Consider the following 24,350-nt stretch of genomic DNA (forward strand, 5'->3'; position numbering starts at 1 on the left):
GCTTTGCCCCGCCGATTTCCTAGACCGGCGAAGAGCACATTGAGTACGAAAGATACGGGCCAGCCTCAAAGCTTCCAGCCCGAGTGGAGCGCGGCGATGCCGCCGGAGTAGTTGCGGAACGAGGCGCGCTCGAAGCCCGCGCGCGAAATCATCGCCGCGAAATTCTGCTGATTGGGAAATTTGCGGATCGATTCGACCAGATAGGAATATGGCTCGCCATCGCCGGTCACCGCCTTGCCGATCCGCGGAATGGCGTTGAACGACCATGCTTCATAGACCTTGTCGAGCAGCGGCATCTCGACCTCGGAGAATTCAAGGCAGAGAAAGCGCCCGCCAGGCTTCAGCACGCGATAGGCTTCGGCAAGCGCCACATCGATGCGCGGCACGTTGCGGATGCCGAAAGCGATGGTGTAGGCGTCGAAAGTAGCGTCGGCAAAAGGCAGTTCCTCGGCATTGGCTTCGACGAAATCGGTATTTGCCGACAGGCCCTTTTTCTCGGCCCGGTCGCGGCCGACGGCGAGCATCGAGCCGTTGATATCGAGAACCGTTGCATGAGCGTGCCTGCCGCTCGCCTCGACGATGCGGAAGGCGACATCGCCGGTGCCGCCGGCAACGTCGAGAACGCTCCAGCCCGGCCGCTTCGGTGGATTGAGCCAGGCGACCATGGCGTCCTTCCACAACCGATGCAACCCGGCCGACATCAGGTCGTTCATCAGGTCGTAGCGGTTCGCCACCTTGTGGAAAACATCATTGACCAGAGACTGCTTGTCGCCTGGCCCTACCCGCTTGAAACCATAGGAGGTTTCCATGCCGCCCGCAGCAGTGGTTCTTTCAACCGACATCGTCTTGATCCGCCATAAAATCGGCGGGACCATAGCCGATCGATGGTGCGGGCGCTATTGTTTAAGGCGCGGTGTTCGGCCGCGCTTCGAAGCAGGTTCCGGAAAAGTGTCACACGGTTTTTCGACAGGAACTTGCGTCATAAGAAAAAGCCTGACGGGATAATTGAATGCCTTTGAAAGCAGAACTGCACTGCCACATCGAAGGGGCAGCGGCGCCTGAGCTCGTCCTCCGCCAGGCTGAGAAATACGGCAAGGATGCCTCGCCCTACATCCAGGACGGCTCCTTCGTCTGGCACGACTTCACCTCTTTCCTCGCCGCCTACGACTTCTCGTCGGACCTGTTCCGCACCGAAGAAGACTATGCGCGGCTGGCCGACCATTACCTGACCAGCCTCGCCCGCGACGGCGCCATCTATTCCGAGGTTTTCACCTCGCCCGACCATGCCAGCAAGGCCGGGCTGTCGCCGAAGGCCTATACCGACGCGCTCGGCGAAGGCATGGCCCGCGCCAAGGCGAAGACCGGCATCGAAGGCCGCATGATCGTCACCGGCGTGCGCAATTTCGGTGTCGAATCGATCGAGCGGGCGGCGCGTTTCGCCGCGCGCTGCGGGCATCCGCTGGTCACCGGTTTCGGCGTCGCCGGCGACGAGCGGATAGGCGACCTGGAAGATTATGTCAGGGCCTTCGAGATCGCCCGCGAGGCCGGCCTCGGCATCACCGTCCATGCCGGCGAATTGATGGGCTGGGAGAGCGTCGAGGCGGCACTCGACCACATCCGCCCGTCTCGCATCGGCCATGGCGTGCGCGCCATCGAGAACCCCGAGCTTGTGCGGCGCATCGCCGACGAAGGCGTCGTGCTCGAATGCTGCCCTGGCTCCAACATCGCCCTGAAAATCTTCGACAGCTTCGCCGACCATCCCTTCCCCGCCTTGCGGGCAGCGGGCTGCAAGGTGACGCTCAACTCCGATGACCCGCCCTATTTCTGGACCTCGCTGAAACGCGAATACGACATCGCTGCCGAGCATTTTGCGATGGACGACAAGGCGCTCACCGCCGTCACCAGGACGGCCATCGAGGCAGCCTTCGTCGACAGGAAGACCAGGGCGGTGCTGCTGGGCAGACTCGGCGCCAAGGGCAGGTGAATGGTGAATGGTGAATGGTTCACCCGGCGCTTCGGTTCGTCAACCGCGAGCTTTCCGCGCAACCAAGGACTCGCAAACCAGTTCACTATTCACTATTCACCATTCACCATCCACTATTCACCTGCGCAGTTGGAGAACACCATGAAGGGCGTCACCGTCGTCGACCATCCGCTTGTCCAGCACAAGCTGACCATCATGCGCAAGAAGGAAACCTCGACGGCCGGCTTCCGGCGGCTGCTGCGCGAGATCTCGCTGCTGCTCGGCTACGAGGTCACCCGCAACCTGGAACTGACGACGACGACGATCGAGACGCCGATCGAAACGATGGAGGCGCCGACGCTGGAGGGCAAAAAACTGGTCTTCGCCTCGGTGCTGCGCGCCGGCAACGGCTTGCTCGAAGGCCTGCTCGATCTGGTGCCGGCGGCGCGTGTCGCCCATATCGGCCTCTATCGCGACCACGAGACGCTGGAAGCGGTCGAGTATTTCTTTAAGGCGCCGGGCGACCTCGCCGACCGGCTGGTGATCGTCGTCGATCCGATGCTGGCGACCGCCAATTCGGCGATCGCGGCGATCGACAAGCTGAAAGGCCGCGGTGCCACCAACATCCGCTTCCTCTGCCTGCTGGCGGCACCAGAGGGCCTCGAGCGGTTTACCCAGGCGCATCCCGATGTTCCGGTCTTCACCGCTTCCATCGACCGCCAGCTCAACGAAAAGGGCTACATCATGCCGGGTCTCGGCGATGCCGGCGACCGCATGTACGGCACCAAATAGATCCGTTTACCGATTGTTTACGCAAACGGCTGGTTTCCGCACTCGTTAAAGCGGCAATCACCATGTCGGACTAAGGATCGGCAACCACAAAGGCCGGTCCATGCTGCGCAAGCTCCTCATCCTTGGCGTGTTTGCCGGAACGTCGGCATCGCTGCCGATCGTGTATCAGTCCAATTCACAGGTAATCGAGCGGCTGTTGAAATCCGCCATCGGAGCCAGGCCGGCCGACACACAAACCGACCTGAATCTCGCCGCCGTCCCGGACAGGCCCACAACGCCGCAGCCGCTCGGCCGCAAGGTCGTCGTCACCGCGGACTCGCGCGGGCATTTCATGTCGGTCTTCAAGTTGAACGGCCGCCAGATCGACGGCATGATCGATACCGGTGCCACGCTCGTCGCCATCAACACCTCGACTGCGCGCAGGATCGGCATCTCGCTCAATTCGACGGACTTCAGCCATCAGGTCAACACCGCCAATGGTGCGATCAAGGCCGCCGTGGTGACGATTGATCGCCTGCAGATCGGCAAGATCACCGTCGAGGGCGTCGAGGCCGTCGTGCTCGACGACAGGGCGCTGCACACCAACCTGATCGGCATGAGCTTTCTGCAGCGGCTCGAAAAATACCAGGTCGAAGACGGCAAGCTGCTGCTGGTTCAGTAGAACGTGATCCCGAACCGCAGGTCCGCGCCAGCGAAAAGTGGGGACCGGTTTTCGGACAAGATCGTGGTCCAAAGAACGATAGAGCCCATCCGATACCATCGGAATGGCTCTACCCGCGCGGCAGGATCCGCCGGATGACGGTTTTCTCCGTGGCCGGTCTGGAAGTGCCGATCATATAGGCCGAAAGCACGGCGGCCGCGGCCGCTTCGGCATCCCCGGTATTACGGGCATGGACCAGCGCCAGCGCTTCGCCGGCCCGCACTTCAGCACCGACCGGCAACAGCCTGGTGATGCCGACGGCGTGATCGATCCTGTCGTCGGGCCGCGTCCGCCCGCCGCCAAGCCCGACCACGGCAAGCCCGATCTCGCGGGTCGCGATGCCGGTGACAAAGCCGTTCGCGCTCGCCTTGACCGCGAATTCCGTTGCCGCTTTCGGCAAATATTTTTCCGGATTGTCGACAAAGTCGACGGGACCACCCAGTGCCGCCACCATGCGCGCGAAGACGGCAGCGGCGCGGCCGCCGGCCAGCGTTTCGGCGGCGCGGCGCAGGCCGTCCTGGTTGGACGACACCAGGCCTGCCGATTGCAGCATCTCGGCGGCCAGCGCCAGCGTCACGTCCTCCAGCCGCCGGTCGCGAAAGCGGCCGGTGAGAAAATCGACGGCGTTGCGCACCTCGACCGCATTGCCGGCGGCGGACGCCAGCGGCTCGTTCATGCCGGTGACCAGCGCCGAGGCCTTAAGGCCGGCGCCATTGGCGACGTCGACCAGGCTGTTGGCCAGTGCGGTTGCGTCGCGCGATTTCTCCATGAAGGCGCCGTTGCCGACCTTGACATCGAGCACCAGCGAACCAAGGCCGGCCGCCAGCTTCTTCGACAGGATCGAGGCGGTGATCAGCGGCACCGATTCCACCGTTCCCGTCACATCGCGGATCGCGTAGAGCCTGGCGTCGGCGGGTGCCAGATCGGCGGTCTGGCCGATGATGGCGCAGCCGGTTTCGAGCACGGTCTTGCGGAAGCGCGCAACATCCGGCTGGCTGATATAGCCGGGGATGGCATCCATCTTGTCCAGCGTGCCGCCGGTATGGCCGAGACCCCTGCCGGAAATCATCGGCACATAGGCGCCGCAGGCAGCGACGATCGGCGCCAGCATCAAGGAGACGTTGTCGCCGACGCCGCCCGTCGAATGCTTGTCGGTGACCGGGCCGGGCAGATCCGACCAGTCGAGCACATCGCCGGAATCGCGCATCGCCATAGTCAGCGCCACCGCCTCGTCGCGGCTCATGCCGTTGAAGAACACCGCCATGGCAAAGGCGCCGACCTGCGCGTCGGTGACTGTGCCGGCGGTCAGACCCTCGATGAAGAACGCTGTCTCCTCAGCCGAGAGCTTCTGGCCATCGCGCTTGCGGCGGATGATTTCCTGTGGAAGCATCAGGCGTCGACCTTGTGCTCCGGAAGCCCGTCCTGAAAAACACGCTGCAGAATGGTCGCCAGCCGCGCGCCGCCGACCGGCGCCATGTCCTTGGTCTCCTGGTGCGACAGCTCGGCTCCGGTCATGCCGGCGGCAAGGTTGGTCACGACCGAACACGCGGCGACGCGCAGCCCAAGGAAGCGGGCGAGAATGACCTCCGGCACCGTCGACATGCCGACCGCGTTGGCGCCCATGACGCGCGCCATGCGGATCTCGGCGGGCGTCTCGAAGCATGGGCCGGAGAACCACATATAGACGCCCTTGTGCAGCGTGGTACCGGTGGCCTTCGCCGCCTGCTCGATGGCGGAGCGGAGAGCGGCGTCGTAGGCTTCGGTCAGGCCGACGAAACGGCGGTCGCTCGGTTCGCCGATCAGCGGGTTGGAGCCCGAGAAATTGATGTGATCGGTGATCAGCATCACCGAGCCCGGGCCCATCCCGGGATCGACCGAACCGGCGGCGTTGGTGAGGATCAGCCTGGAGATGCCGAGGCCGGCGAGCACCTCGAGTGCCGGCCGCATCGCCGCCGCGTTGCCGTGCTCGTAATAATGCGCCCGGCCGGACAGCATCAGCACCGGCGTGCCGGCAAAGAGCCCCGCCACCACCTCGCCGGCATGGCCGCTGACTCCGCTTCGGGGAAACCCCGGCAAGTCGGCGTAGGAGATGCGCACCGCATCCTCGACCTGGTCGACAAGCCCGCCAAGCCCTGACCCCAGCACCAAGGCGGTGGTCGGCGCCAGCCCGTCCAGCCTTTCGACGAGGTGATCGAGCGCTTCCTTCATTTCAGCACATCGCCTTCAAACCCGTATGGCAGCAACTCGCCCATGGTCACGGTCTCAACCACGCCGCTATCATCGCAGAGATAGAATTTCGTCTCCGGCCGGCAGAATTCCGCCAGCCGCTGCCGGCAGCCGCCGCAGGGCGAGCATTTTGCCACGCGTTCGGCGATCACGGCGATTTCCGTGATCTTGCCGCCGCCGCCCATGACGTAGTGGCCGAGCGCGGTGGTTTCGGCGCACCAGCCCTCCGGATAGGACGCGATCTCGACATTGGCGCCGGTGAAGACACGGCCGTCCTCGGTGCGCAACGCCGCGCCGACCGGAAATTTCGAATAGGGCGCATAGGCCTTGGCCATGGCGGCTTTCGCCGCATCGAACAGATCATGAGCCATGATAGATCAGCGTTCCTTGACATACGGCACGCCGCCGGCGCGCGGCGGGATTGCCTTGCCGATGAAGCCTGCAAGCAGGATGACGGTCAGCACATAGGGCAGCGCCTGCATGAATTGCACCGGCACCTTGCCGATCAGCGGCAGCGGCGTGCCTTGCAGGCGGATCGACGCCGCGTCGAGGAAGCCAAACAGCAGGCAGGCAAACATGGCGTTGACCGGTTTCCATTTGGCGAAGATCAGCGCGGCCAGCGCGATATAGCCCTTGCCGGCGGTCATGTCCTTCACGAAGCCGCCATTCTGCACCATCGACAGATAGGCGCCGGCAATGCCGGTGAGGACGCCGGTGCAGATCAGGGCGCGGTAGCGCAGCCAGGCGACCGATATGCCGGCGGTATCGACCGCCGCCGGGTTCTCGCCGACGGCGCGCAGGCGCAAGCCGAAGCGGGTGCGGAACAGCACCCACCAGGTGAACGGCACGGCCAGGAAGGCGAGATAGACCAGCACGGAATGGCCGGAGATGAGTTCCGAATAGATCGGCCCGAGGATCGGCACGCTCCTGAACGCCTCCGCGCCCGGCCAGATGATTGCCTCGAAGCGCTCGCCGGCGGCCAGCGCCGGCGTGCGCCCGCCTTGCTGGAACCAGGCCTGGCCGAGCATGATCGTCGATCCGGCGGCAATGAAATTGATCGCGACACCCGAGACGATCTGGTTGCCGCGATGGGTGATCGAGGCAAAGCCGTGGATCAGCGCGAAGGCAACCGAGATGAGGATGGCCACGCCGAGGCCGAGATAGGCCGAGTGGAAGACCGAGGCGGCGGCCGCACCGGCGAAGGCGCCGACAAGCATCTTGCCCTCGAGCCCGATGTCGAAGACGCCGGCCCGCTCCGAGTAGAGGCCGGCGAGACAGGCGAGCAGCAAGGGCACCGACAGGCGGATGGTCGAGTCCAGGACCTGTACGATGGCGTTGAAGAAATCCATCTCAGGCGCCCTTCCCCTTGACCGCTTCCATGCCGACCGATTTCGGGCTGAGCGAGGCGAACAACGCCTGGACGTAGGGCCGGAACATATGCTCGAGCGCGCCGGCGAACAGGATGACGAGGCCCTGGATGATAACGATCATGTCGCGGCTGATCGCCGGCATCTCGAAGGCGAGTTCGGCGCCGCCCTGGTAGAGCATGCCGAACAATATTGCCGCCATGACGATGCCGACCGGATGCAGGCGGCCCATCAGCGCCACCGCGATGCCGACGAAACCGGCGCCCGAAACGAATTCGAGTGCGACATTGTGCTGGTCGCCCATCGTCGGGTTGAGCGCCATCATGCCGGCTAGCGCGCCCGAGATCATCATCGCGATGATGATGATGCGGATCTCCGAAATGCCGGCATAGCGCGCCGCTTTCGGGCTGTGGCCATAGGTGCGCATCTCGTAGCCGAGCTTGGTGCGCCAGATCAGCACCCACACCAGGAAGGCCATGGCTAGCGCCAGCAGGGAACTGACGTTGAATGGCGCCGAACGGATTTTGGCGCCGAACAATTCGATGACCCAGTTGAGCTTCGGCAGTTGCGCGCCTTCGAGGAAGGTGCGCGTCTGCGGTGCCATCGAGGCGGGGGGCTTCAAGTACCCGACCAGCGCACGGACCATGACGCTGGCGGCGATGAAATTGAACATGATGGTGGTGATGACGATGTGCGAGCCGCGCTTGGCCTGCAGATAGGCCGGGATCAGCGCCCACAGCGCGCCCATCGCCGCGGCGGCGATAATGGCGATCGGGAAGGTCAGCCACCAAGGCAGCACGCTGTCGAAGGCCAGGCAAACAATGCCAATGCCGAGACCGGCGATATAGCCCTGGCCCTCGCCACCGATGTTGAACAGGCCGCAATGCGCCGCAACCGCCACCGAAAGCCCGCTGAAGATGAAGGTGGTGGCATAGAAAAGCGTGAACGCGATGCCTTGGCCGCGGCCGAAGGCACCCTCGACCAGGACGACGGCTGCGCGCAGTGGGTTCTCGCCAACCAATATGACGACGAAGCCGGCAACGACGAAGGCGACGAACAGGTTGATCAGCGGGATCAGGACGTAGTCGGCCCAGGCCGGCAGCTTGGCATAGGGAGTGCTCATTCCGCCGCCTCGCGCTGCTCGACGCCGGCCATCAGCAGGCCGAGCTCGCCCTCGGTCGCGTCGGGGCCGCGTTCGCCGACGATGCGGCCGGCAAACATCACCAGGATGCGGTCGGACAGCGAGCGTATCTCGTCGAGCTCGACCGAAACCACCAGCACCGCCTTGCCCTGGTCGCGCATGGCGATGAGGCGCTTGTGGATGAATTCGATGGCTCCGACATCGACGCCGCGCGTCGGCTGGCCGACGATCAACACGCCGGGATCTTGTTCCATTTCCCGCGCAAGCACGATCTTCTGCTGGTTGCCGCCGGAGAAATTGGCGGTCTTGAGGCGGCAGTCCGTCGGGCGGATATCATATTTGACGATCTTGTCCCGGGCATCGTTACGGATGGCGTCAATGTCAAGGAACGGCCCCTTCAGATAGCGCTCGTCGTCCTGGTAGCCGAGGATCGAATTCTCGTTCTCCTCGAAGGCCAGCACCAGCCCGACATGATGGCGGTCCTCCGGCACATGGGCAAGGCCGCGCTCGCGCAGCTCGCCAGGGTCGGCGGCGCCGGTGAGGTCGATCGGCTTGCCGTCGAGCATGACCGAGCCCGAAACGGCATGCCTGATGCCGGAAATCGCCTCGAGCAATTCGGACTGCCCGTTGCCGGCGACGCCGGCAATGCCGACGATCTCGCCGGCATGGACATCGAAAGAGACGTCGTCGACCATGGTGACGCCGCGGGAATCCTTCACCGTCAGGTTCTTGATCGCGAGCTTGACGCCGCCGGCCTTCGCCTCGCCCTTCTCGACGCGCAGCAGCACGCGCCGGCCGACCATCAGCTCGGCCAGTTCCTCGACCGTGGTCTTCTTGGTCTCCCTGGTCGCCACCATCGTGCCCTGGCGCATCACCGAGACGGTGTCGGTGATCGCCATGATCTCGCGCAGCTTATGGGTGATCAGCACGATCGTCTTGCCCTGCTCCTTCAGCTGCCTGAGGATGCGGAACAGGTGGTCGGCCTCGGCCGGCGTCAGCACGCCTGTCGGCTCGTCGAGGATCAGGATCTCGGCGCCGCGATAGAGCGCCTTGAGGATTTCGACGCGTTGCTGCAGGCCGACCGGCAACTCCTCGATGATGGCGTCCGGATCGACTTCGAGCCCGTATTCGCGCTCGAGCCGCTCCAGCTCGGAACGCGCCTTGGCGATGCTCTTCTTCAGCAGCGCATCGCTTTCGGCGCCGAGAATGACGTTTTCCAGCACCGAGAAATTGTCGACCAGCATGAAATGCTGATGCACCATGCCGATGCCGAGCGCGATCGCATCGTTCGGTGTCTTGATCGATGCCGGCTGCCCACCGACACGGATTTCGCCGGAATCGGCCTGGTAGAAACCATAGAGGATCGACATCAGCGTCGACTTGCCGGCGCCGTTTTCGCCGACGATGCCATGGATAGTGCCGCGCATAATCTCCAGATTGATGTCGCGGTTGGCGCGCACGGCGCCAAAGCTCTTGTCGATGCCGATCAGCTCGATTGCGGCTTGCGCCATGCAGCCTGTTCCCACTGTTATTTTTTTACCGCTTGGTCAAACGCCTAGCATGACGCCCAGTCTGTGCCAATTGGGTCCGTACCAATTGGCCGGAGCAGGGTTCACTCTCGACAAATCCCGCCATGCTTGTCAATTTCCAACGTGGCCGCAGCCTGCACAATCGCCTGATCGAGGATTCCAAATGACCATGCCCGAGGACCGGCTGACGACGCTGGAAATCCGCGCCGCCGAGCAGGAGAAGACCATCGAGGAACTGTCCGGCCAGATCGCCGAGCAGTGGAAGGTGATCGAGCGCATGCAGCGCAAGCTCGACGCGCTGACCGAGCGCTTCCTGGCGCTGGAGGAACAGGCCGCACCCGACGTGCCGGTGACAAAGCCGCCGCACTGGTGAGGCGGGCCGACAAGACAAAACCGCCGGGCTTTCACCCGGCGGCTCGTCAGTTCAGCAGTACCAGTCGATCAATAACGGCAATCGATCAATACGGGCAGGCATTGTCCGACATATAGTCGTGCACCTTGATGGTGCCGGCGATGATGTCGGCCTTGGCTTTTTCGACCGCCGCCTTCATTGCATCGTCGACAAGCGCCTTGTTGTTGTCGTCCATGGCGTAGTCGACGCCGCCTTCCTTGAGGCCGAGATCGTTAACGCCGGCCGTGAATTTGCCGTCCTTGGCATCCATGAAGGTGTTGTAGACGGCAACGTCGACGCGCTTGACCATGGAGGTCAGCACCTTGCCGGGCTGCAGGCCGTTCTGGTTGGAATCGACGCCGATGCCGAGCTTGCCGGCGTCGGCCGCTGCCTGCAGCACGCCGACACCGGTGCCGCCTGCCGCCGCGTAGACCACGTCGGCGCCCTGGTCGATCTGCGTCTTGGCGATCTCGCCGCCCTTGGCCGGATCGTTCCAGGCTGCCGGCGTATCGCCGGTCATGTTCTGGATGACGTCGGTGGCGCCGGCCGCCTTTGCGCCGCCGACATAGCCGCAGCCGAACCTGCGGATCAGCGGAATGTCCATGCCGCCGACGAAGCCGACCTTCTTGGTCTTGGAAGCCATCGCCGCCATCACGCCGACGAGGTAGGAGCCTTCCTGCTCCTTATAGACCAGCGAGCGGACATTGGGCTTGTCGACGACCATGTCGATGATGGCGAATTTGGTGTCGGGGAACTCGGTGGCGATCTTGTCAAGCGCGTCAGCCCACGAGAAGCCCGCCATGACGATGGGGTTGCGACCGTCCTCGGCGAAACGGCGTAGCGCCTGCTCGCGCTGGGTGGCGTTGCTGACCTCGAATTCCACATAGGGGATGCCGGTCTCGGTCTTGAACTTTTCAGCGCCGTTGAACGACGCCTCGTTGAACGATTTGTCGAACTTGCCGCCGAGATCATAGAGGATCGCGGGTTGAATGTCCGCGGCGAAGGCCGGAAGAACCATTGCAGCTGCGGCCATAAGGCCGAGAACGATACGTTTCATGTGATCCACACCCCTGTCGGTTATTTGTCCATTATGCACCGCATGCCGGCCCGGTTCTCCGGCAGGCATACGGCGTCGGGCAGGAGTGTCTTCCTCCCGCTTCGGGTCAATCTGGCACGGCCCGAAACAAAATTCACGTGGAATTTTGACCCTTTGGAAAAGCATGGCGCCGCATCGCGGCGCCACAGCATATTCCTTGCGTCAGGGGCATAAAATCAGGCGGAGACGGCGGCCGGAATGGCGCAGGAGACGCCGGTTCCCTGCAGGCCGCAATAGCCGTAGGGGTTCTTCGCCAGATATTGCTGGTGGTCTTCCTCGGCGAAGTAGAATTCCGGCGCCGGCGCGATCTCCGTGGTGATCTTGCCGCGTCCGGCGCCGCGCAGCGAACCCTCGTAGGCATCGCGCGAGGCGAGCGCCGCCTGGTACTGCGCGTCGTTGAACGTATAGATCGCCGAGCGGTAGGTGGTGCCGACATCATTGCCCTGGCGCATGCCTTGCGTCGGGTCGTGGCTTTCCCAGAACAGCTTCAAGAGCTCGGCATAGGACACGATCTTGGGGTCGTAGACGACGAGCACGACTTCGGCATGGCCGGTGAGCCCCGTGCAGGTTTCCTGATAGGTCGGGTTGGGCGTGACGCCGCCGGCATAGCCGGCCGCCGTGACCCAGACGCCCTCGACTTGCCAGAACAGGCGCTCGGCGCCCCAGAAGCAGCCCAGCCCGAACATCGCCGTTTCCATCCCTTCGGGATAAGGACCCTTGAGCGGCCTGTTCGAGACAAAGTGCTTCGATGCCGTCGGGATCGGCCGGTCGCGGCCGGGCAACGCCTCGGAGGGTTTCGGCAGGTTGAGCTTCTTGTTCAGCATGTCGCTGAGAAACATGTGTGGCTTCCTTTTCTTCTTGGTTGAGCCTTCCTGGTACGGGAACACCGGGTCAGGCTGGAAATGTCAGGTTGCGGCGAACCGCCCGCTGGGGCGCTGCCGCCTGTAACCGATGGCATAAAGAATGAACGCCAGCACCGCGAACACGGCAAAGCCGGGCTGACTGAGCACCCAGGCGATGGCACCGTCCCACAGCAGCGGGTTGATCTTATCGCGGACGAAGCTTTCGAAGGCGCTGCGCGTATCCGGCGAGACAGCGAGCCAGCTGGCGTTGAGCGGGGTCATCACCAGCGCCGAAGCCGCCACCGAGCGGGTCGCATCGAGCACGGCCATGATGACCGAAACCGAAAGCGCGACCATTGCAGCGAAACGAAAGACGAAGCGGAACATCCGGACCCTTCCTCCCCAGGAGTTTATCAGAATGTCGTGTCGGACTGTTAAATAGGACCTGCGCGCTTTATCCGCAATCGCGACACGTGAAGTTGAACCCGCGACCGCCGGTTCGCCGGAACCGGTGGCGCGCCGGACGGCAAGCACACCTCCGCGGATCGTTTCGATAGGCTCCCAACGGGTGCTCCGATAACATGGGCTGAGCATCCCTATCCGGCAAAGCGAATAGACTGCCGTTATGTCTTGGCATTCGGCACCGGATCGACTAGATGAGCCCCGCGCCTGTTGCTTTGACGGCTCGGGTGCGGGGAAAGGGTATCCGCTGGTTGACGGCGCCCACGGCCGGAATTCCGGCCGGAATCCCAAAGGAGATGCATCTCCCCAACCCGCGCGGCGAAACCGGCCGCGTCGAAAATGCTAAAAGGACGGAGAGGTGGCCGAGTGGTTGAAGGCGCACGCCTGGAAAGTGTGTTTACGGGAAACCGTAACGCGGGTTCGAATCCCGCTCTCTCCGCCAGTTGAATCTCACCGGTTCGCCAGCCTAAAGGGACACTGGACGGCTACTGCCGCTGCGGTGCAGGTATCTTGGGGCAGGCAGAGGGGGCGCGAAGGCTACGGAGCGGCTTTCATCTTCGCCGCACCCTTACCTCAGATCAGCCTACAACCAATCGGCCCGCGCTTCACCAGAAGCGCGGGCTTGGTCGACTCGGCACCATCGCCGCCCCGTCTAGCGCGGGACCGCTTGTATCCCCGAGACTGAGCGCTCTGTTTCGGCGGAGAAAACCACGAAGGCAAAGATAAGCACGGCGACAGCGACGATCATTGAGCCGGTGGCGACGATCGGCTCGAGCGCCGGATTTCCCTGCAGCATCAGGTAAAGCGCCGGCAGCATCACGACCAGGCCGAGATTGTAGACGCCGTAGTGGATCATCGCGCTCCTGCGGGCAGCCTTCGCCGGGTTCAGCGCATAATAGCCGCCGAATATTGCACTGGTGACCCAGCCCAGCAGGTTGATGTGCGCGTGAGCCGGAAACGCGCCGTGATCGCCTGAAATTGCCATCTGCAGGCCAGCTGCAATTCCCAGAATAAGAAAGATGATGGCTGTCTTGAAAAAGAGTTCCGAAACCTTAGGCATGTCATTCTCCCAAACCCGTTTTTGCCGCCGCATCATGCTGTGGTTCCGGCGATCTTGCCAAGGGACCGTCGGGCCTGCGGCACCATTTGTCGCCAGCCCGACAGCCCGTTGGCGGCCGGCCGCCGGGCTTGGCCGGTTGCGAGTCCAGCCAGCAAAAAATATGCACTCACGCTAATTTAATTGCAACATTACCGGCTAGGCTCCATGTCGTTCTCGCTAGCGAAGTGTCCTGCACGATCGTGGTGCCATACGCGCCAAAGGTCTGCCCGTCAGTGTTGCAGCAAGGCCTCGCCAAACTTCTCCCACAGCTGTGCGCAATCTGTTGCTCTGAGGCTGGGGGTTCCAAGTGGGCCATATCTGATGACTGCGGCGTGAACATCATAGCCAACGATAGGTGCATTGGCGACAAAGTGGATAGCCTCGCCCAATCGGCGAGAGCCAATTGGCGCATCGGTTTTGTTGGTGATGTCGAAGACACCACAAATATCCACTTCCTGATTTCTGGCTGCCAACGCAGCTTCCATTACCTGTTCGTGCATCATCGAAATCTCTCCTAACGGTCTAAGTCTAAGAACCGCAGCTTGTGCCGGTCCGGCAGCTGACAACCGGCAATCGAAGTGCCTTTTGCAGCATATCGATGGCGCTTGCTGCGAGCCACTCCGCCCGCTCCCGCGGCAAGCCGATAAGGCAACTGCCAGCGAAATCCGCAGGCACATCCACGGTCGCATCAAGCACGGCCCACGTGCCAGTCGGCTCCTGAATGGGCAAAAACCTCATAACAGCGCCTGCTAATATACTTATGCGACTGTGGAGACGGAGCTTTGTTCGTGCATCGATTAAACGAATGAGAGATGGTGTCGAAATGGCAGGCGACGCTCGCCGAAAACAATCGTCTGCGACATCGCCAGGATCGAAGGTGGGCTTGAGCAGCGATCCGGCCGCGTTCGGGGCTCGCCGGTAGGGACAAGTACAAGACGCAGCGCCGGCACGCCTCGTCAGATGTCACTTTCTGCCCTGCGGATAGATGGTCTCGCCGCGCTTCAGCATCTCCACGAACGCCGCGATCTTCTTCTTGCGTCCGGCTTCGGTTTTCATGTTGTGGGTGCGGAAGGCTAGCGCGAAGCGGTTTTGCCCGCTGAGCTTTGCCAGCATCTCTTTCGCCCTGGGCTCGGCGTCTATTGCCGCCTGGAGGTCGTCGGGGATCTTCATCTCCTTGCCGCTCTTGTAAGCGCGCGCCCAGCGGCCATCGGCCTTGGCTGCCTCGACCTGCTTCAGCCCGTGCTCGATCATCCGGCCCTCCTCGATCAGCCGGGCGACATTGTCGACATTGATCTGGCTCCAGGTGCTCTTCCTGCCGCGCGGGGTGTAGCGCTGCAGGTAGCTTTTGCCGTCCAAGGCCTTGCGCACCGCATCGATCCAGCCCCAGCACAACGCCACGTCGATGGCTTGCTTCGGCGTGATCGACGGCAGTCCCGAATCGAGCTTATGGATCTTGATCCAGACTTCGTCCTCGCTGTCGTGATGCTCGCCAAGCCAGGCATGGAAGCTTTCGGCATCCCTGAACTCGCGCACCTTGGCGGGATCGACCTTGACGGGCGCCATCAGCCGGTCCGCCCATGACGCGAGCGCGTAACGACGCCAAACCGCTTGCCGGCCGCGCGCGCGCTCATATCAGCTCCGAGTCCGCAATCCGCAGGCCTAGTGATTCTCGCCGGCACGCATTCAGCCCGCACGATTGGGCGTGCCGAGGACATGGGATTTCGGCGGCAGCATGACATCGTCGAATGTCTGCGTGAACATCGCCGCCGCAAAGAAAGCGACGGCGCGCAGGGTTTCGGTGCCGGTGTTGACGAGGTCGTGCCGGACCGGCGTCGGAAGTACCAGGACGCTGCCGGGCCCGACCGGGTGGGTGCTGCCGCCCTCGATGTACAGCTCGCCGGTGCCGGCGATGATGTATTGCGTCTCTTCGGTGGCGTCGGTGTGCCAACCAAGCCGCTTGCCGGGCTCGATCTCGTAGACAATGACCGAGGACTGGGTGGTGCCGTGCCCGCCGTAAACCGCGAAAGCGCCAGCCCATTTGACCGACGGATCGTCCTCTGCCCAAACCAGCGAACGTTCGAGCCTGTCGGATGCGACGACTGCTGTCATGGCTTCGTTCCTCTCAGCGAATTGCGAACACGAATCTAGATGATTTTTCTGGTCTGCGTCAGCAAAACTGGCTGCTGACCGTTCCCTCGTCCATTGCGCGTGACGATTTGTCGGGCCGCGATCCAATCTATTCTACTCTCGGGCCGGATCACTGAGCCGATCCCCCAATGCAACCAAGCCTTTACCTTTTAGTCAGTTTTGAGTTGCCCCTGCGTTGCGTTCGTGGTCTGGTACAACCAGGGCGCTCAATGCGGCATTCGGCAACGGTCGCCCCACCGACCGTCAAGGCAACACACCGTCGAGCCAACACAGGAGATAGCAATGGGCATTTTCGACAGTATCAAAGGTGCGATTTTCGGAAACGCGGTTGCGGCCGAAGCGCCGCCGGCGCAACCGTCTCCCGCGCCTGCTTCGAGCACGGCCACCCAGCCGACGGCGCCTACCCGATCCGCCCCGGCTGCAACCCCGGCTCCGGCCGCGCCGTCCTCTGCCCCGGACATCGCTGCCATTCTCGACAAGGCGGTGGCCGTGAAGGGGCAGAAACTCAACTGGAAGAATTCGATCGTCGACCTGATGAAGGCTCTGAATATCGACAGCAGCCTCGGCGCCCGCAAGGAGCTTGCCCACGAGCTGAACTACACCGGCGATATGAACGACACTGTAACGATGAATCTGTGGCTGCACGACGCACTGATGAAAAAGCTGGCCGAAAATGGCGGCAAGCTTCCGAGCGACCTGGCCGCCTAGAGTCACAAGACAAGCAATTCCAGGAAAACGTGTGAACGGCTTTCCGTCCGGAATTGCGTCAAACAAAAAAGACAGACCGGTTCTGCCCGCACCGTGGTTCTTGCTGCGCCGGCTTCGGCCGCAACCGAGCAGACCACACTGCCAAGCATTAGACTGCCAGTAAATAAAATTGAGACCGATCCCGGCCGCCGGGATTGGGTCTATGGCGAAGTCGCATGGCACAAAAGCGCTGCCGCCTCGCGCCCGGATTGCCTCCCGCAAAACCGACGATTTCGGTCGCTGCCCACGCGCTGGTAGGACCACCATTTTGCTGGCGAAACGCGACGTTCGGCGTATCATTCTCCCGGGAGAGGGTTCATGGTGGGAGGAAGCCAATGAACGTGGTGCAGAGGGTGACCGTCGCCGACTTGACGGCCCAAGAGCTTGTTTCATCTGCGCTTTCACGGTTCGGTGCCGGCGACACCATATCGACGAGGGCGATGCTGGACATCGTTCGCAGGACGGCCCCGGCCTGCGGCAACAGTGACGACGATCTGGTCGAGCTTATCGTCATGACGGCCGTTGGTAGGACCATGGGCGTCGTGTTCGACCATCGCTCCCATTAGCAATCCGGAACGAATACCAGGCTGCGCCCAGGAGCAGTGGCGGGCGGTTGGCAGCGCCGCCAAAGAGGCCAGCCTATTTGTGCGCGAAGGCCGGCCTGACGCCAAGCCCCTGCTTTGAGCAAACCGCCGCGCATGCCGGGTCATGCCCGAAGGCGGTAATTGGGCGACACGCTCGAAGGAACTCGCTGAAATCTTGCCCGTTATGCTCTCGTCGAGATGAGGAGAGCTGCCATGGCCGACGACAAAACCAAGACCGACAGTCGCGACCGCTCACGAATGGCGGGCGGCGAAGACTACGAGGTACGTCACTTCGCCGAGGAAGCGGGCATCACCCCGGATCAGGCACGCACGCTGATCAAGCGCCACGGCACCGACCGCAAGGTGCTGAACGAAATCGCCGAAAGCATAAGAGCGTCGTAATGGCTGACAAGAAAACCACAATGGCCGACCGCAAGACGCGCGATGCGGACGAAAAGGAGGCTCTGCGTCTGGCCGAAACCACCGACGTTTCGCCGAAGCAGGCGAAGGATCTGATGCGCAAGCACGGCAAGGACAACCCGAAGGTCGAGAAGGAAGCCAAGAACTTCAAGGCCGAGGGCTAAGCCGCCGAGCCGATTGGACGCGCGGCACAGGGTTGTGGCCGCAATCCTGCAGCTTATCGGTTTTCTAACAAATTCGGCCTATCCCTTCCGCTATCGCGGCTCAGGGATGCCATATGCGCGGGATATCTGGTGAGGCGAGGCCATCGATAGACGACATACGGCGTGTGAGGCTGGTGTTTTGCCTGCTGGCGGCGGTCGTGATGGCGGCGGCGCTCCTCGCCTTTGCCACCTCCCTCCTGCAGGATCCTGATAGCTGGTGGCACATCAAGGTCGGCATGGATATGCTGGCAAGCCGCACATTCCCTACCGTCGACATCTATTCCTACACTTTTGCCGGCCAGCCATGGATCGCCAAGGAATGGCTTAGCCAGGTTCTCCTTGCAATTGCCTTTGAAGCCGGCGGCTGGAACGGCGTGGTGCTGCTGGCGACTGCAGTAATCGCGCTGACGGTCTTCTTGACGTCGTGGTATCTCGGCGCGTGGTTGAAGCCGACGCTGGCGATAGGACTGACGCTGGTTCTCGCGCTCTTGATCGGGCCAATCTATGTCGCCCGGCCGCACATCTTTACCTTGCCCATCATCGTCGTCTGGACCGCCGGTCTTTTCCAGGCCGCACGCAACGAGAAAGCACCGCCCTTATGGCTGCTGGCGCTGCTATGCCTGTGGGCCAATCTCCATGCCACCTTCACCTTCGGTTTCGTCATCGCCGCCTTCGCCGGCCTCGATCTCGTCATGCGCACACGCTTGTCGAACCCCCGGCTGCTGGCCAAGTGGATCGTTTTCGGGCTGCTTTGCCCGCTGGTCAGCCTGCTCAATCCCTATGGCGTCAAGGCCATACTCGCCACATTCACCGTGGCCTATGGCAATGAGGCGGTGCCTTACATTGCGGAGTGGCAACCCTTCGACGCCTCGCGGCACACCCCCCAGGAGGTGGCCCTGCTGGTGGCGTTTTTCGGGCTGCTCGTGTCGAGATTGCGCATTGGCTGGGCCAAGGCGCTGTTCCTTGTCTTCACGTTGCACGTCTATCTCACCCACATACGGTTCATGTACCTGTTCTTTCTTCTCGTGCCGGTGGTCCTTGCCGTCGAGGTCGCGCAACAATATCCAGCGCTTTCAGCCGAGAAATGGGCGGCGGAAAAGCGTGACGGACTTGAACAATTTTTCGCACGACAATTTTCCAGGATTTGTGCTGGACTTGCCGTTTTGCTGGTTTTGGCGGCTGCCGCCTTCACGACCTATCCGGTCGCGCCGAGCCAGAAGACCTCGGCGAGGGACGCACTGGCCTTTGCCCAAACCCATAATCTGTCGGGCAATCTGCTGAACTCCTACGATTTCGGCGGCACGCTGATTTTCCATGGCATCAGGACGTTTATCGACGGCCGGGCGGATCAGCTCTTCCTGAATGGCTTTACGGAAACGGATGAGCAGACGGGGCACAGCCGGGGCAAGCCGATCCTGAAAGCCCAACTCGACAAATATACGATAGGCTGGGCATTGTTGACCGCCGACGACAGCCGCATTCCGTTCTTCGACGAACTGGGCTGGAAGCGGGCCTATGCGGACTACTACGCGGTGATCTACACCCGCGCGAACTGAGCTCCGGCAGCTTCGCGCGCCGGCGCGCACTTTCCCCCCTGAAGCTGTGGCCAGCGCCGAGGCGGCGAAATCCTTATGGGATTTTGATTTCTTTGCTCCGCGTCCCGTCTCGAACCTTTATGGCACTTTGATCCATATTCGCCGGAGCGATGTATCCAGCCGCCGACATGATGCGGCGACGAGTTTGGATAGTTTGTTAAAGTAAACAAACAAATACAACATAAGGAAAATGCGCGGTGGACATAGTTGTTGTCGCGATTGGAATCGCGTTCTTTGCTCTATGCTTCGGCTACATCAAAGCTTGCGACAAGCTGTAAGTTTAGGGGATCGTAACATGCTTTTCGACTATATCCTCGGCGGCGCCGTGACCTTGTTTCTTCTCGCCTACCTGACATACGCCCTCGTTCGCCCGGAACGCTTCTGATCTCCGCTGGCAAGGAGCCAACCCCATGACAATCAACGGATGGCTGCAGATCCTCGTCTATTGCGGGATCGTCGTTCTGCTGGCCAAGCCGCTCGGCGGCTACATGCATCGCGTTTTCAGCGGCGAGCGCACATTCCTGTCGTCAATTCTGGCCCCGCTCGAGCGCGGGCTCTACCGCATATCAGGGACCAGCGAGCGCGAGGAGCAGCACTGGACTTCCTACGCCGCGGCCCTGCTGTTCTTTAACCTGGCCGGCTTCCCGGTGCTCTATTCGCTGCAACGGCTGCAAGGCGGCCTGCCCTACAATCCGGCCGGCATGACCGCCGTCGAACCTGGGCTGGCCTTCAACACCGCCGCCAGCTTCATGACCAACACCAACTGGCAGAACTACGGGGGCGAAAGCACGATGTCCTATCTCGTGCAGATGGCCGGCTTGACCGTGCAGAATTTTCTGTCGGCGGCGACTGGCGTCGCCATTGCGGTCGCATTGATCCGCGGCTTTGCCAGGGCCTCAGGCAAATCGATCGGCAATTTCTGGGTCGATATGACCCGCGGCACGCTCTACCTGCTTTTGCCCTTTTGCATCGTGTTGACTCTGGTCTATGTCTATCTCGGCATGCCGCAGACGCTCGCTGCCTACGTCAACGCGACGACGCTCGAAGGCGCGCAACAGACTATCGCGGTCGGGCCGGTCGCTTCCCAGGTTGCCATCAAGATGCTCGGCACCAATGGCGGCGGTTTCTTCAACGCCAATGCAGCGCATCCCTTCGAAAATCCCGATGCAATCTCCAACCTGATCCAGATGGTGACGATCTTCGCCCTCGGCGCGGCGTTGACCAATGTCTTCGGCCGCATGGTAGGCAACCAGCGCCAGGGCTGGGCAATTCTGTCGGCTATGGGCGTGCTGTTCATCGCCGGCGTTGCCGTCTGCTACTGGGCGGAAACCGCCGGCAATCCGCTCGTCCATGCGCTGGGCGTCGACGGCGGCAACATGGAGGGCAAGGAGAGCCGCTTCGGCATCGCCCTGTCGGCACTGTTTGCCGTCATCACCACGGCCGCATCCTGCGGCGCGGTCAACGCCATGCATGACAGCTTCACCGCACTCGGCGGCATGATCCCCATCATCAACATGCAGCTCGGCGAGGTCATTGTCGGCGGCGTCGGCGCCGGCTTCTACGGTATCCTGATGTTCATCGTCATTGCCGTTTTCGTCGCCGGGCTGATGGTCGGACGCACGCCCGAATATCTCGGCAAGAAGATCGAGGCCAAGGAGGTCAAGATGGCTATGCTGGCCGTGCTCTGCCTGCCGCTTGCAATGCTGATCTTCACCGCTGTCGCGGTCATGCTGCCGACCGGCGTTGCTTCCATCGCCAACGCCGGCCCGCACGGCTTCTCCGAGGTTCTCTATGCCTACACCTCGGCCGCGGCGAACAATGGCTCCGCCTTTGGCGGCCTCAGCGGCAACACGCCCTGGTACAACATAACGCTCGGCATCGGCATGCTGATGGGCCGCTTCCTGGTCATTATTCCGGCGTTGGCGATTGCTGGCTCGCTGGTTGCGAAGAAGACCGTCCCTGCCTCCGCCGGCACCTTCCCGACCGACGGTCCGCTGTTCGTCGGGCTGCTGGCCGGTGTCATCCTGATCGTCGGCGGCCTGACCTTCTTCCCGGCCCTGGCGGTCGGACCGATCGTCGAGCACCTGGCGATGATCAACGGTCAGACATTCTGAAACGGCCATGCCCTGGTTCAAGATCATACCTCGAAAGGTCCGGCATCGCCCCGAGCCGGAGGGGGAGAAAACACCCCCTCCTTTCCCGACGCTGTCCACATTCCTCGCTATTGCGGCAGCCTTGATCATGATCTGGCTGCTGGCTTACGGGCCGCCGCACCTTCGTTCGGCACACGATCGACCGGTCAACAACATCGACACTGGAGCTACCAAATGAGCCCGTCGAAATCCGTGAGCATCATGGATACCCGCATTCTGTGGCCCGCTATCGGCGGTTCCTTCAGAAAACTGAACCCGCGCACCTTGATGCGAAACCCGGTGATGTTTGTCGTCGCCGTCGTCTCGGCGCTCACCACCGTGCTGTTCGTCAAGGATCTTGTTACCAGCGGCGGCGATCTTGGCTTCATGCTGCAGATCATCATCTGGCTGTGGTTCACCGTGCTCTTCGCCAATTTCGCCGAAGCGGTGGCCGAAGGCCGCGGCAAGGCGCAAGCTGACTCGCTGCGTCGGGCGCGAACCGAGACGCAGGCCAAGCTGTTGAACGGTGGCGACCGCAGCAAGTTCAAACTGGTGCCCGGCACCAGCCTGAAGGTCGGCGACATCGTGCTTGTCGAAGCCGGCGACATCATCCCCTCGGACGGCGAGGTGGTCGAAGGCGTGGCGTCGGTCAACGAGGCGGCCATCACCGGCGAATCCGCACCGGTCATCCGCGAATCCGGAGGCGATCGTTCGGCGGTGACCGGCGGCACGCAGGTCTTGTCCGACTGGATCCGCGTGCGCATCACTGCGGCTGCCGGTCATACGTTCCTCGACCGCATGATCTCGCTGGTCGAGGGCGCCGAGCGCCAGAAGACACCCAACGAGATCGCGCTCAACATCCTGCTCGTCGGCATGACGCTGATCTTCGTGCTGGCGACGGCGACGATCCCGAGCTTCGCCTCGTATTCGGGCGGCTATATCTCGGTGACCGTGCTGGTCGCCCTGTTCGTTACCCTGATCCCGACCACAATTGGCGCCCTGCTGTCGGCTATCGGCATTGCCGGCATGGACCGCCTGGTGCGCTTCAACGTGCTCGCCATGTCGGGCCGCGCCGTCGAGGCGGCCGGCGATGTCGACACGCTGCTGCTCGACAAGACCGGAACCATCACGCTGGGCAACCGTCAGGCGACGGCATTTCGTCCGGTCAAGGGCGTCACCGAACAGGAACTGGCCGACGCGGCTCAGCTTGCCTCGCTTGCCGACGAAACGCCGGAAGGCCGCTCGATCGTCGTCCTGGCGAAGGAAAAATACGCCATCCGCGCCCGCGACATGGCAAGCCTGCACGCGACTTTCGTGCCCTTCACCGCGCAAACCCGCATGAGCGGTGTCGATCTGGAAGGCTCCTCAGTCCGCAAGGGCGCAGTCGATGCGGTACTTGCCCACGTCAACCTCTCGACCGTTGCCACAGGCAGTACGCGCCCCGGCAGCGACACCGTCCGCGACCTTCAGGCGATCGCCGACGAGATCGCCAAATCGGGTGGCACTCCACTCGCGGTCGAGCGCGACGGGCGCCTGCTCGGCGTCGTCCATCTGAAGGACATCGTCAAGGGCGGCATCGCAGAACGCTTTGCCGAATTGCGCCGCATGGGCATCCGCACGGTGATGATCACCGGCGATAATCCGATGACCGCGGCGGCGATCGCGGCGGAAGCCGGCGTCGACGACTTCCTTGCCCAGGCGACGCCCGAGGACAAGTTGAAGCTGATCCGCGACGAGCAGGCCAAAGGCAAACTGGTCGCGATGTGCGGCGATGGCACCAACGATGCGCCGGCCCTTGCGCAGGCCGATGTCGGCGTTGCCATGAACACCGGCACGGTCGCGGCGCGCGAGGCCGGCAACATGGTCGATCTCGACAGCGATCCGACCAAGCTGATCGAGATCGTCGAAATCGGCAAGGCGCTCCTGATGACGCGTGGCTCGCTGACCACCTTCTCCATCGCCAACGACGTGGCCAAGTATTTTGCCATCATCCCGGCAATATTCGCCGTCTTCTACATCGCCCCGGGCCAGACCGCCGGGCCGCTGCAAGCGCTCAATGTCATGCATCTGGCGACGCCGCAGAGCGCTATCCTCTCGGCCATCATCTTCAACGCGCTGATCATCATTGCGCTGATCCCGCTGTCGCTGAGGGGCGTCAAATACCGCGCGGTCGGCGCCGGTGCGCTGCTCAGCCGCAATCTCATTGTCTATGGCCTTGGCGGCGTCGTAGTGCCCTTCGTCGGCATCAAGATGATCGACATGGCCATCACCGCTCTCGGTCTCGCCTAAGGAACCTCGTCGATGCTCAATCAAATCAGGCCCGCGATCGTCATGATCGTCTTCTTCACCATTCTGACGGGTTTGGTCTATCCGATCGGCATGACCGGCATTGCCCAGGCGCTGTTTTCGCGCCAGGCCAATGGCAGCCTGATCGAGAAGGACGGCAAGCTCGTCGGTTCCGAGCTGATCGGCCAGGCTTTCGAAAGCGACCGCTACTTCCATGGCCGCCCGTCGGCTGCCGGCGACGGCTACAATGCCGCCGCCTCGGGCGGCTCGAATCTCGGCCCGACCAACCCGAAGCTCATCGACAGGATCAAGAGCGACGCCGAAAAGCTGAGAGCCGAAAACCCGAGCCAGCCGGTACCGATGAATCTGGTCACCACGTCCGGCAGCGGCCTCGATCCGCATATCAGCCCCGATGCGGCCTATTTTCAGGTTGCCAGGGTGGCCAAGGCCAGGGGCGTCGATGAATCCAGGATCAAATCGCTTGTCGACAGCCATGTCGAAGATCGCGAATTGGGATTCATCGGCGAGGCGGTGGTCAATGTGCTGGCCCTTAACCTTGCGCTGGACGATGCGATGAAACAGTGAAGGACCGGCGCCGGGATCGACACCGAAGCCGGCGCCGTTCAT

The 24,350-nt window shown here is 62.5% G+C and carries 27 protein-coding genes and 1 tRNA gene; 14 read left to right on the plus strand and 14 right to left on the minus strand.

Annotation, left to right across the window (positions count from 1 at the left end; genetic code table 11):
* Window positions 1–65: 65 nt before the first annotated feature.
* A complete protein-coding gene (gene ubiE, locus NKJ73_RS02180) occupies window positions 66–842 on the minus strand; it encodes a bifunctional demethylmenaquinone methyltransferase/2-methoxy-6-polyprenyl-1,4-benzoquinol methylase UbiE (RefSeq protein WP_352568186.1) in 777 nt (258 codons plus the stop codon).
* A gap of 167 nt (window positions 843–1,009) precedes the next feature.
* Between ubiE and NKJ73_RS02185 the strand changes: the two genes are divergently transcribed.
* The 3 genes from NKJ73_RS02185 to NKJ73_RS02195 all read left to right on the plus strand — a co-directional run bounded on the left by NKJ73_RS02185 (window position 1,010) and on the right by NKJ73_RS02195 (window position 3,416).
* Window positions 1,010–1,984, plus strand: a complete 975-nt coding sequence (locus NKJ73_RS02185) for an adenosine deaminase (protein ID WP_352454014.1) — start codon at window positions 1,010–1,012, stop codon at window positions 1,982–1,984.
* 141 nt (window positions 1,985–2,125) lie between these two features.
* Complete coding sequence (upp, locus tag NKJ73_RS02190; RefSeq protein WP_023675320.1) at window positions 2,126–2,755, plus strand: uracil phosphoribosyltransferase; 630 nt, start codon at window positions 2,126–2,128, stop codon at window positions 2,753–2,755.
* Window positions 2,756–2,855: 100 nt separating this feature from the next.
* Window positions 2,856–3,416, plus strand: a complete 561-nt coding sequence (locus tag NKJ73_RS02195) for a TIGR02281 family clan AA aspartic protease (protein ID WP_352568187.1) — start codon at window positions 2,856–2,858, stop codon at window positions 3,414–3,416.
* Between the two features lie 109 nt (window positions 3,417–3,525).
* Here the strand turns inward: NKJ73_RS02195 and deoA are convergent, their stop codons facing one another.
* The 6 genes from deoA to NKJ73_RS02225 are packed head-to-tail and all read right to left on the minus strand — an operon-like array spanning window position 3,526 to window position 9,700.
* A complete protein-coding gene (gene deoA, locus NKJ73_RS02200) occupies window positions 3,526–4,845 on the minus strand; it encodes a thymidine phosphorylase (protein WP_352568188.1) in 1,320 nt (439 codons plus the stop codon).
* The gene (locus tag NKJ73_RS02205; protein WP_352568189.1) at window positions 4,845–5,663 is read right to left on the minus strand and encodes a purine-nucleoside phosphorylase; all 819 of its coding nucleotides are present in this window, start codon (window positions 5,661–5,663) and stop codon (window positions 4,845–4,847) included. The genes deoA and NKJ73_RS02205 overlap by 1 nt, the downstream gene beginning before the upstream one ends.
* Window positions 5,660–6,052, minus strand: a complete 393-nt coding sequence (cdd, locus tag NKJ73_RS02210; RefSeq protein WP_352568190.1) for a cytidine deaminase — start codon at window positions 6,050–6,052, stop codon at window positions 5,660–5,662. Before cdd ends, NKJ73_RS02205 begins: the two co-directional genes overlap by 4 nt.
* A 6-nt stretch (window positions 6,053–6,058) precedes the next feature.
* Window positions 6,059–7,030, minus strand: a complete 972-nt coding sequence (locus tag NKJ73_RS02215; RefSeq protein WP_352568192.1) for an ABC transporter permease — start codon at window positions 7,028–7,030, stop codon at window positions 6,059–6,061.
* Window position 7,031: 1 nt separating this feature from the next.
* Window positions 7,032–8,171 (minus strand): ABC transporter permease, encoded by a 1,140-nt coding sequence (locus NKJ73_RS02220; protein WP_023675313.1) that lies wholly within the window; start codon window positions 8,169–8,171, stop codon window positions 7,032–7,034.
* Window positions 8,168–9,700 (minus strand): ABC transporter ATP-binding protein, encoded by a 1,533-nt coding sequence (locus NKJ73_RS02225; protein ID WP_352454009.1) that lies wholly within the window; start codon window positions 9,698–9,700, stop codon window positions 8,168–8,170. Before NKJ73_RS02225 ends, NKJ73_RS02220 begins: the two co-directional genes overlap by 4 nt.
* 181 nt (window positions 9,701–9,881) lie before the next feature.
* On the opposite strand from NKJ73_RS02225, the gene NKJ73_RS02230 reads away from it, so the two are divergent.
* The gene (locus NKJ73_RS02230; RefSeq protein WP_352568193.1) at window positions 9,882–10,091 is read left to right on the plus strand and encodes a SlyX family protein; all 210 of its coding nucleotides are present in this window, start codon (window positions 9,882–9,884) and stop codon (window positions 10,089–10,091) included.
* Between the two features lie 85 nt (window positions 10,092–10,176).
* Here the strand turns inward: NKJ73_RS02230 and NKJ73_RS02235 are convergent, their stop codons facing one another.
* From NKJ73_RS02235 to NKJ73_RS02245, 3 genes are all read right to left on the minus strand, one after another.
* The gene (locus NKJ73_RS02235; RefSeq protein WP_023675310.1) at window positions 10,177–11,166 is read right to left on the minus strand and encodes a BMP family lipoprotein; all 990 of its coding nucleotides are present in this window, start codon (window positions 11,164–11,166) and stop codon (window positions 10,177–10,179) included.
* Window positions 11,167–11,381: 215 nt separating this feature from the next.
* Window positions 11,382–12,044: a peptide-methionine (S)-S-oxide reductase MsrA gene (gene msrA / locus NKJ73_RS02240; RefSeq protein WP_352568194.1), complete on the minus strand. Its 663-nt coding sequence runs from the start codon at window positions 12,042–12,044 to the stop codon at window positions 11,382–11,384.
* 66 nt (window positions 12,045–12,110) lie between these two features.
* Window positions 12,111–12,434, minus strand: coding sequence for a hypothetical protein (locus NKJ73_RS02245; RefSeq protein ID WP_352568196.1), 324 nt, complete (start codon window positions 12,432–12,434; stop codon window positions 12,111–12,113).
* Between the two features lie 427 nt (window positions 12,435–12,861).
* On the opposite strand from NKJ73_RS02245, the gene NKJ73_RS02250 reads away from it, so the two are divergent.
* Window positions 12,862–12,951, plus strand: a tRNA-Ser gene (locus NKJ73_RS02250).
* A gap of 210 nt (window positions 12,952–13,161) precedes the next feature.
* On the opposite strand, the gene NKJ73_RS02255 is transcribed toward NKJ73_RS02250, so the two are convergent.
* The 4 genes from NKJ73_RS02255 to NKJ73_RS02270 form a co-directional block, all read right to left on the minus strand.
* Window positions 13,162–13,569 carry a hypothetical protein gene (locus NKJ73_RS02255; RefSeq protein WP_023675307.1) on the minus strand — a complete coding sequence of 136 codons (408 nt, stop codon included), beginning with the start codon at window positions 13,567–13,569 and terminating at the stop codon, window positions 13,162–13,164.
* A gap of 269 nt (window positions 13,570–13,838) precedes the next feature.
* The gene (locus tag NKJ73_RS02260; RefSeq protein WP_292657364.1) at window positions 13,839–14,111 is read right to left on the minus strand and encodes a hypothetical protein; all 273 of its coding nucleotides are present in this window, start codon (window positions 14,109–14,111) and stop codon (window positions 13,839–13,841) included.
* 460 nt (window positions 14,112–14,571) lie between these two features.
* Window positions 14,572–15,171 carry a YdeI/OmpD-associated family protein gene (locus NKJ73_RS02265; RefSeq protein ID WP_352568198.1) on the minus strand — a complete coding sequence of 200 codons (600 nt, stop codon included), beginning with the start codon at window positions 15,169–15,171 and terminating at the stop codon, window positions 14,572–14,574.
* Window positions 15,172–15,291: 120 nt separating this feature from the next.
* Window positions 15,292–15,717 (minus strand): cupin domain-containing protein, encoded by a 426-nt coding sequence (locus NKJ73_RS02270; protein WP_352568199.1) that lies wholly within the window; start codon window positions 15,715–15,717, stop codon window positions 15,292–15,294.
* A 321-nt stretch (window positions 15,718–16,038) separates the two neighbouring features.
* Here NKJ73_RS02270 and NKJ73_RS02275 point away from each other — a divergent pair, with 321 nt between their 5' ends.
* The 9 genes from NKJ73_RS02275 (at window position 16,039) to kdpC (ending at window position 24,308) form a co-directional block, all read left to right on the plus strand.
* The gene (locus NKJ73_RS02275) at window positions 16,039–16,464 is read left to right on the plus strand and encodes a DUF3597 domain-containing protein (RefSeq protein WP_352568200.1); all 426 of its coding nucleotides are present in this window, start codon (window positions 16,039–16,041) and stop codon (window positions 16,462–16,464) included.
* 374 nt (window positions 16,465–16,838) lie between these two features.
* Entirely contained in the window at window positions 16,839–17,069 is a 231-nt protein-coding gene (locus NKJ73_RS02280) for a hypothetical protein (RefSeq protein WP_023675303.1), read from the plus strand.
* Window positions 17,070–17,300: 231 nt separating this feature from the next.
* Window positions 17,301–17,489: a DUF3606 domain-containing protein gene (locus NKJ73_RS02285; RefSeq protein WP_023675302.1), complete on the plus strand. Its 189-nt coding sequence runs from the start codon at window positions 17,301–17,303 to the stop codon at window positions 17,487–17,489.
* On the plus strand, window positions 17,489–17,671 hold the full coding sequence (locus NKJ73_RS02290; RefSeq protein ID WP_352568201.1) for a hypothetical protein: 183 nt from the start codon (window positions 17,489–17,491) through the stop codon (window positions 17,669–17,671). Before NKJ73_RS02285 ends, NKJ73_RS02290 begins: the two co-directional genes overlap by 1 nt.
* A gap of 113 nt (window positions 17,672–17,784) precedes the next feature.
* The gene (locus NKJ73_RS02295; protein WP_352568202.1) at window positions 17,785–19,266 is read left to right on the plus strand and encodes a hypothetical protein; all 1,482 of its coding nucleotides are present in this window, start codon (window positions 17,785–17,787) and stop codon (window positions 19,264–19,266) included.
* Window positions 19,267–19,600: 334 nt separating this feature from the next.
* Window positions 19,601–19,690: a K(+)-transporting ATPase subunit F gene (locus tag NKJ73_RS02300; protein ID WP_023675300.1), complete on the plus strand. Its 90-nt coding sequence runs from the start codon at window positions 19,601–19,603 to the stop codon at window positions 19,688–19,690.
* Window positions 19,691–19,715: 25 nt separating this feature from the next.
* Window positions 19,716–21,419 carry a potassium-transporting ATPase subunit KdpA gene (kdpA, locus tag NKJ73_RS02305; protein WP_352568203.1) on the plus strand — a complete coding sequence of 568 codons (1,704 nt, stop codon included), beginning with the start codon at window positions 19,716–19,718 and terminating at the stop codon, window positions 21,417–21,419.
* A 213-nt stretch (window positions 21,420–21,632) separates the two neighbouring features.
* Window positions 21,633–23,726, plus strand: coding sequence for a potassium-transporting ATPase subunit KdpB (kdpB, locus tag NKJ73_RS02310; RefSeq protein WP_352568204.1), 2,094 nt, complete (start codon window positions 21,633–21,635; stop codon window positions 23,724–23,726).
* A gap of 12 nt (window positions 23,727–23,738) precedes the next feature.
* Window positions 23,739–24,308 (plus strand): potassium-transporting ATPase subunit KdpC, encoded by a 570-nt coding sequence (gene kdpC / locus NKJ73_RS02315; protein WP_023675296.1) that lies wholly within the window; start codon window positions 23,739–23,741, stop codon window positions 24,306–24,308.
* Window positions 24,309–24,350 lie beyond the last annotated feature (42 nt).

This window comes from Mesorhizobium sp. M0074, from assembly GCF_040322975.1.
GTDB lineage: Bacteria > Pseudomonadota > Alphaproteobacteria > Rhizobiales > Rhizobiaceae > Mesorhizobium.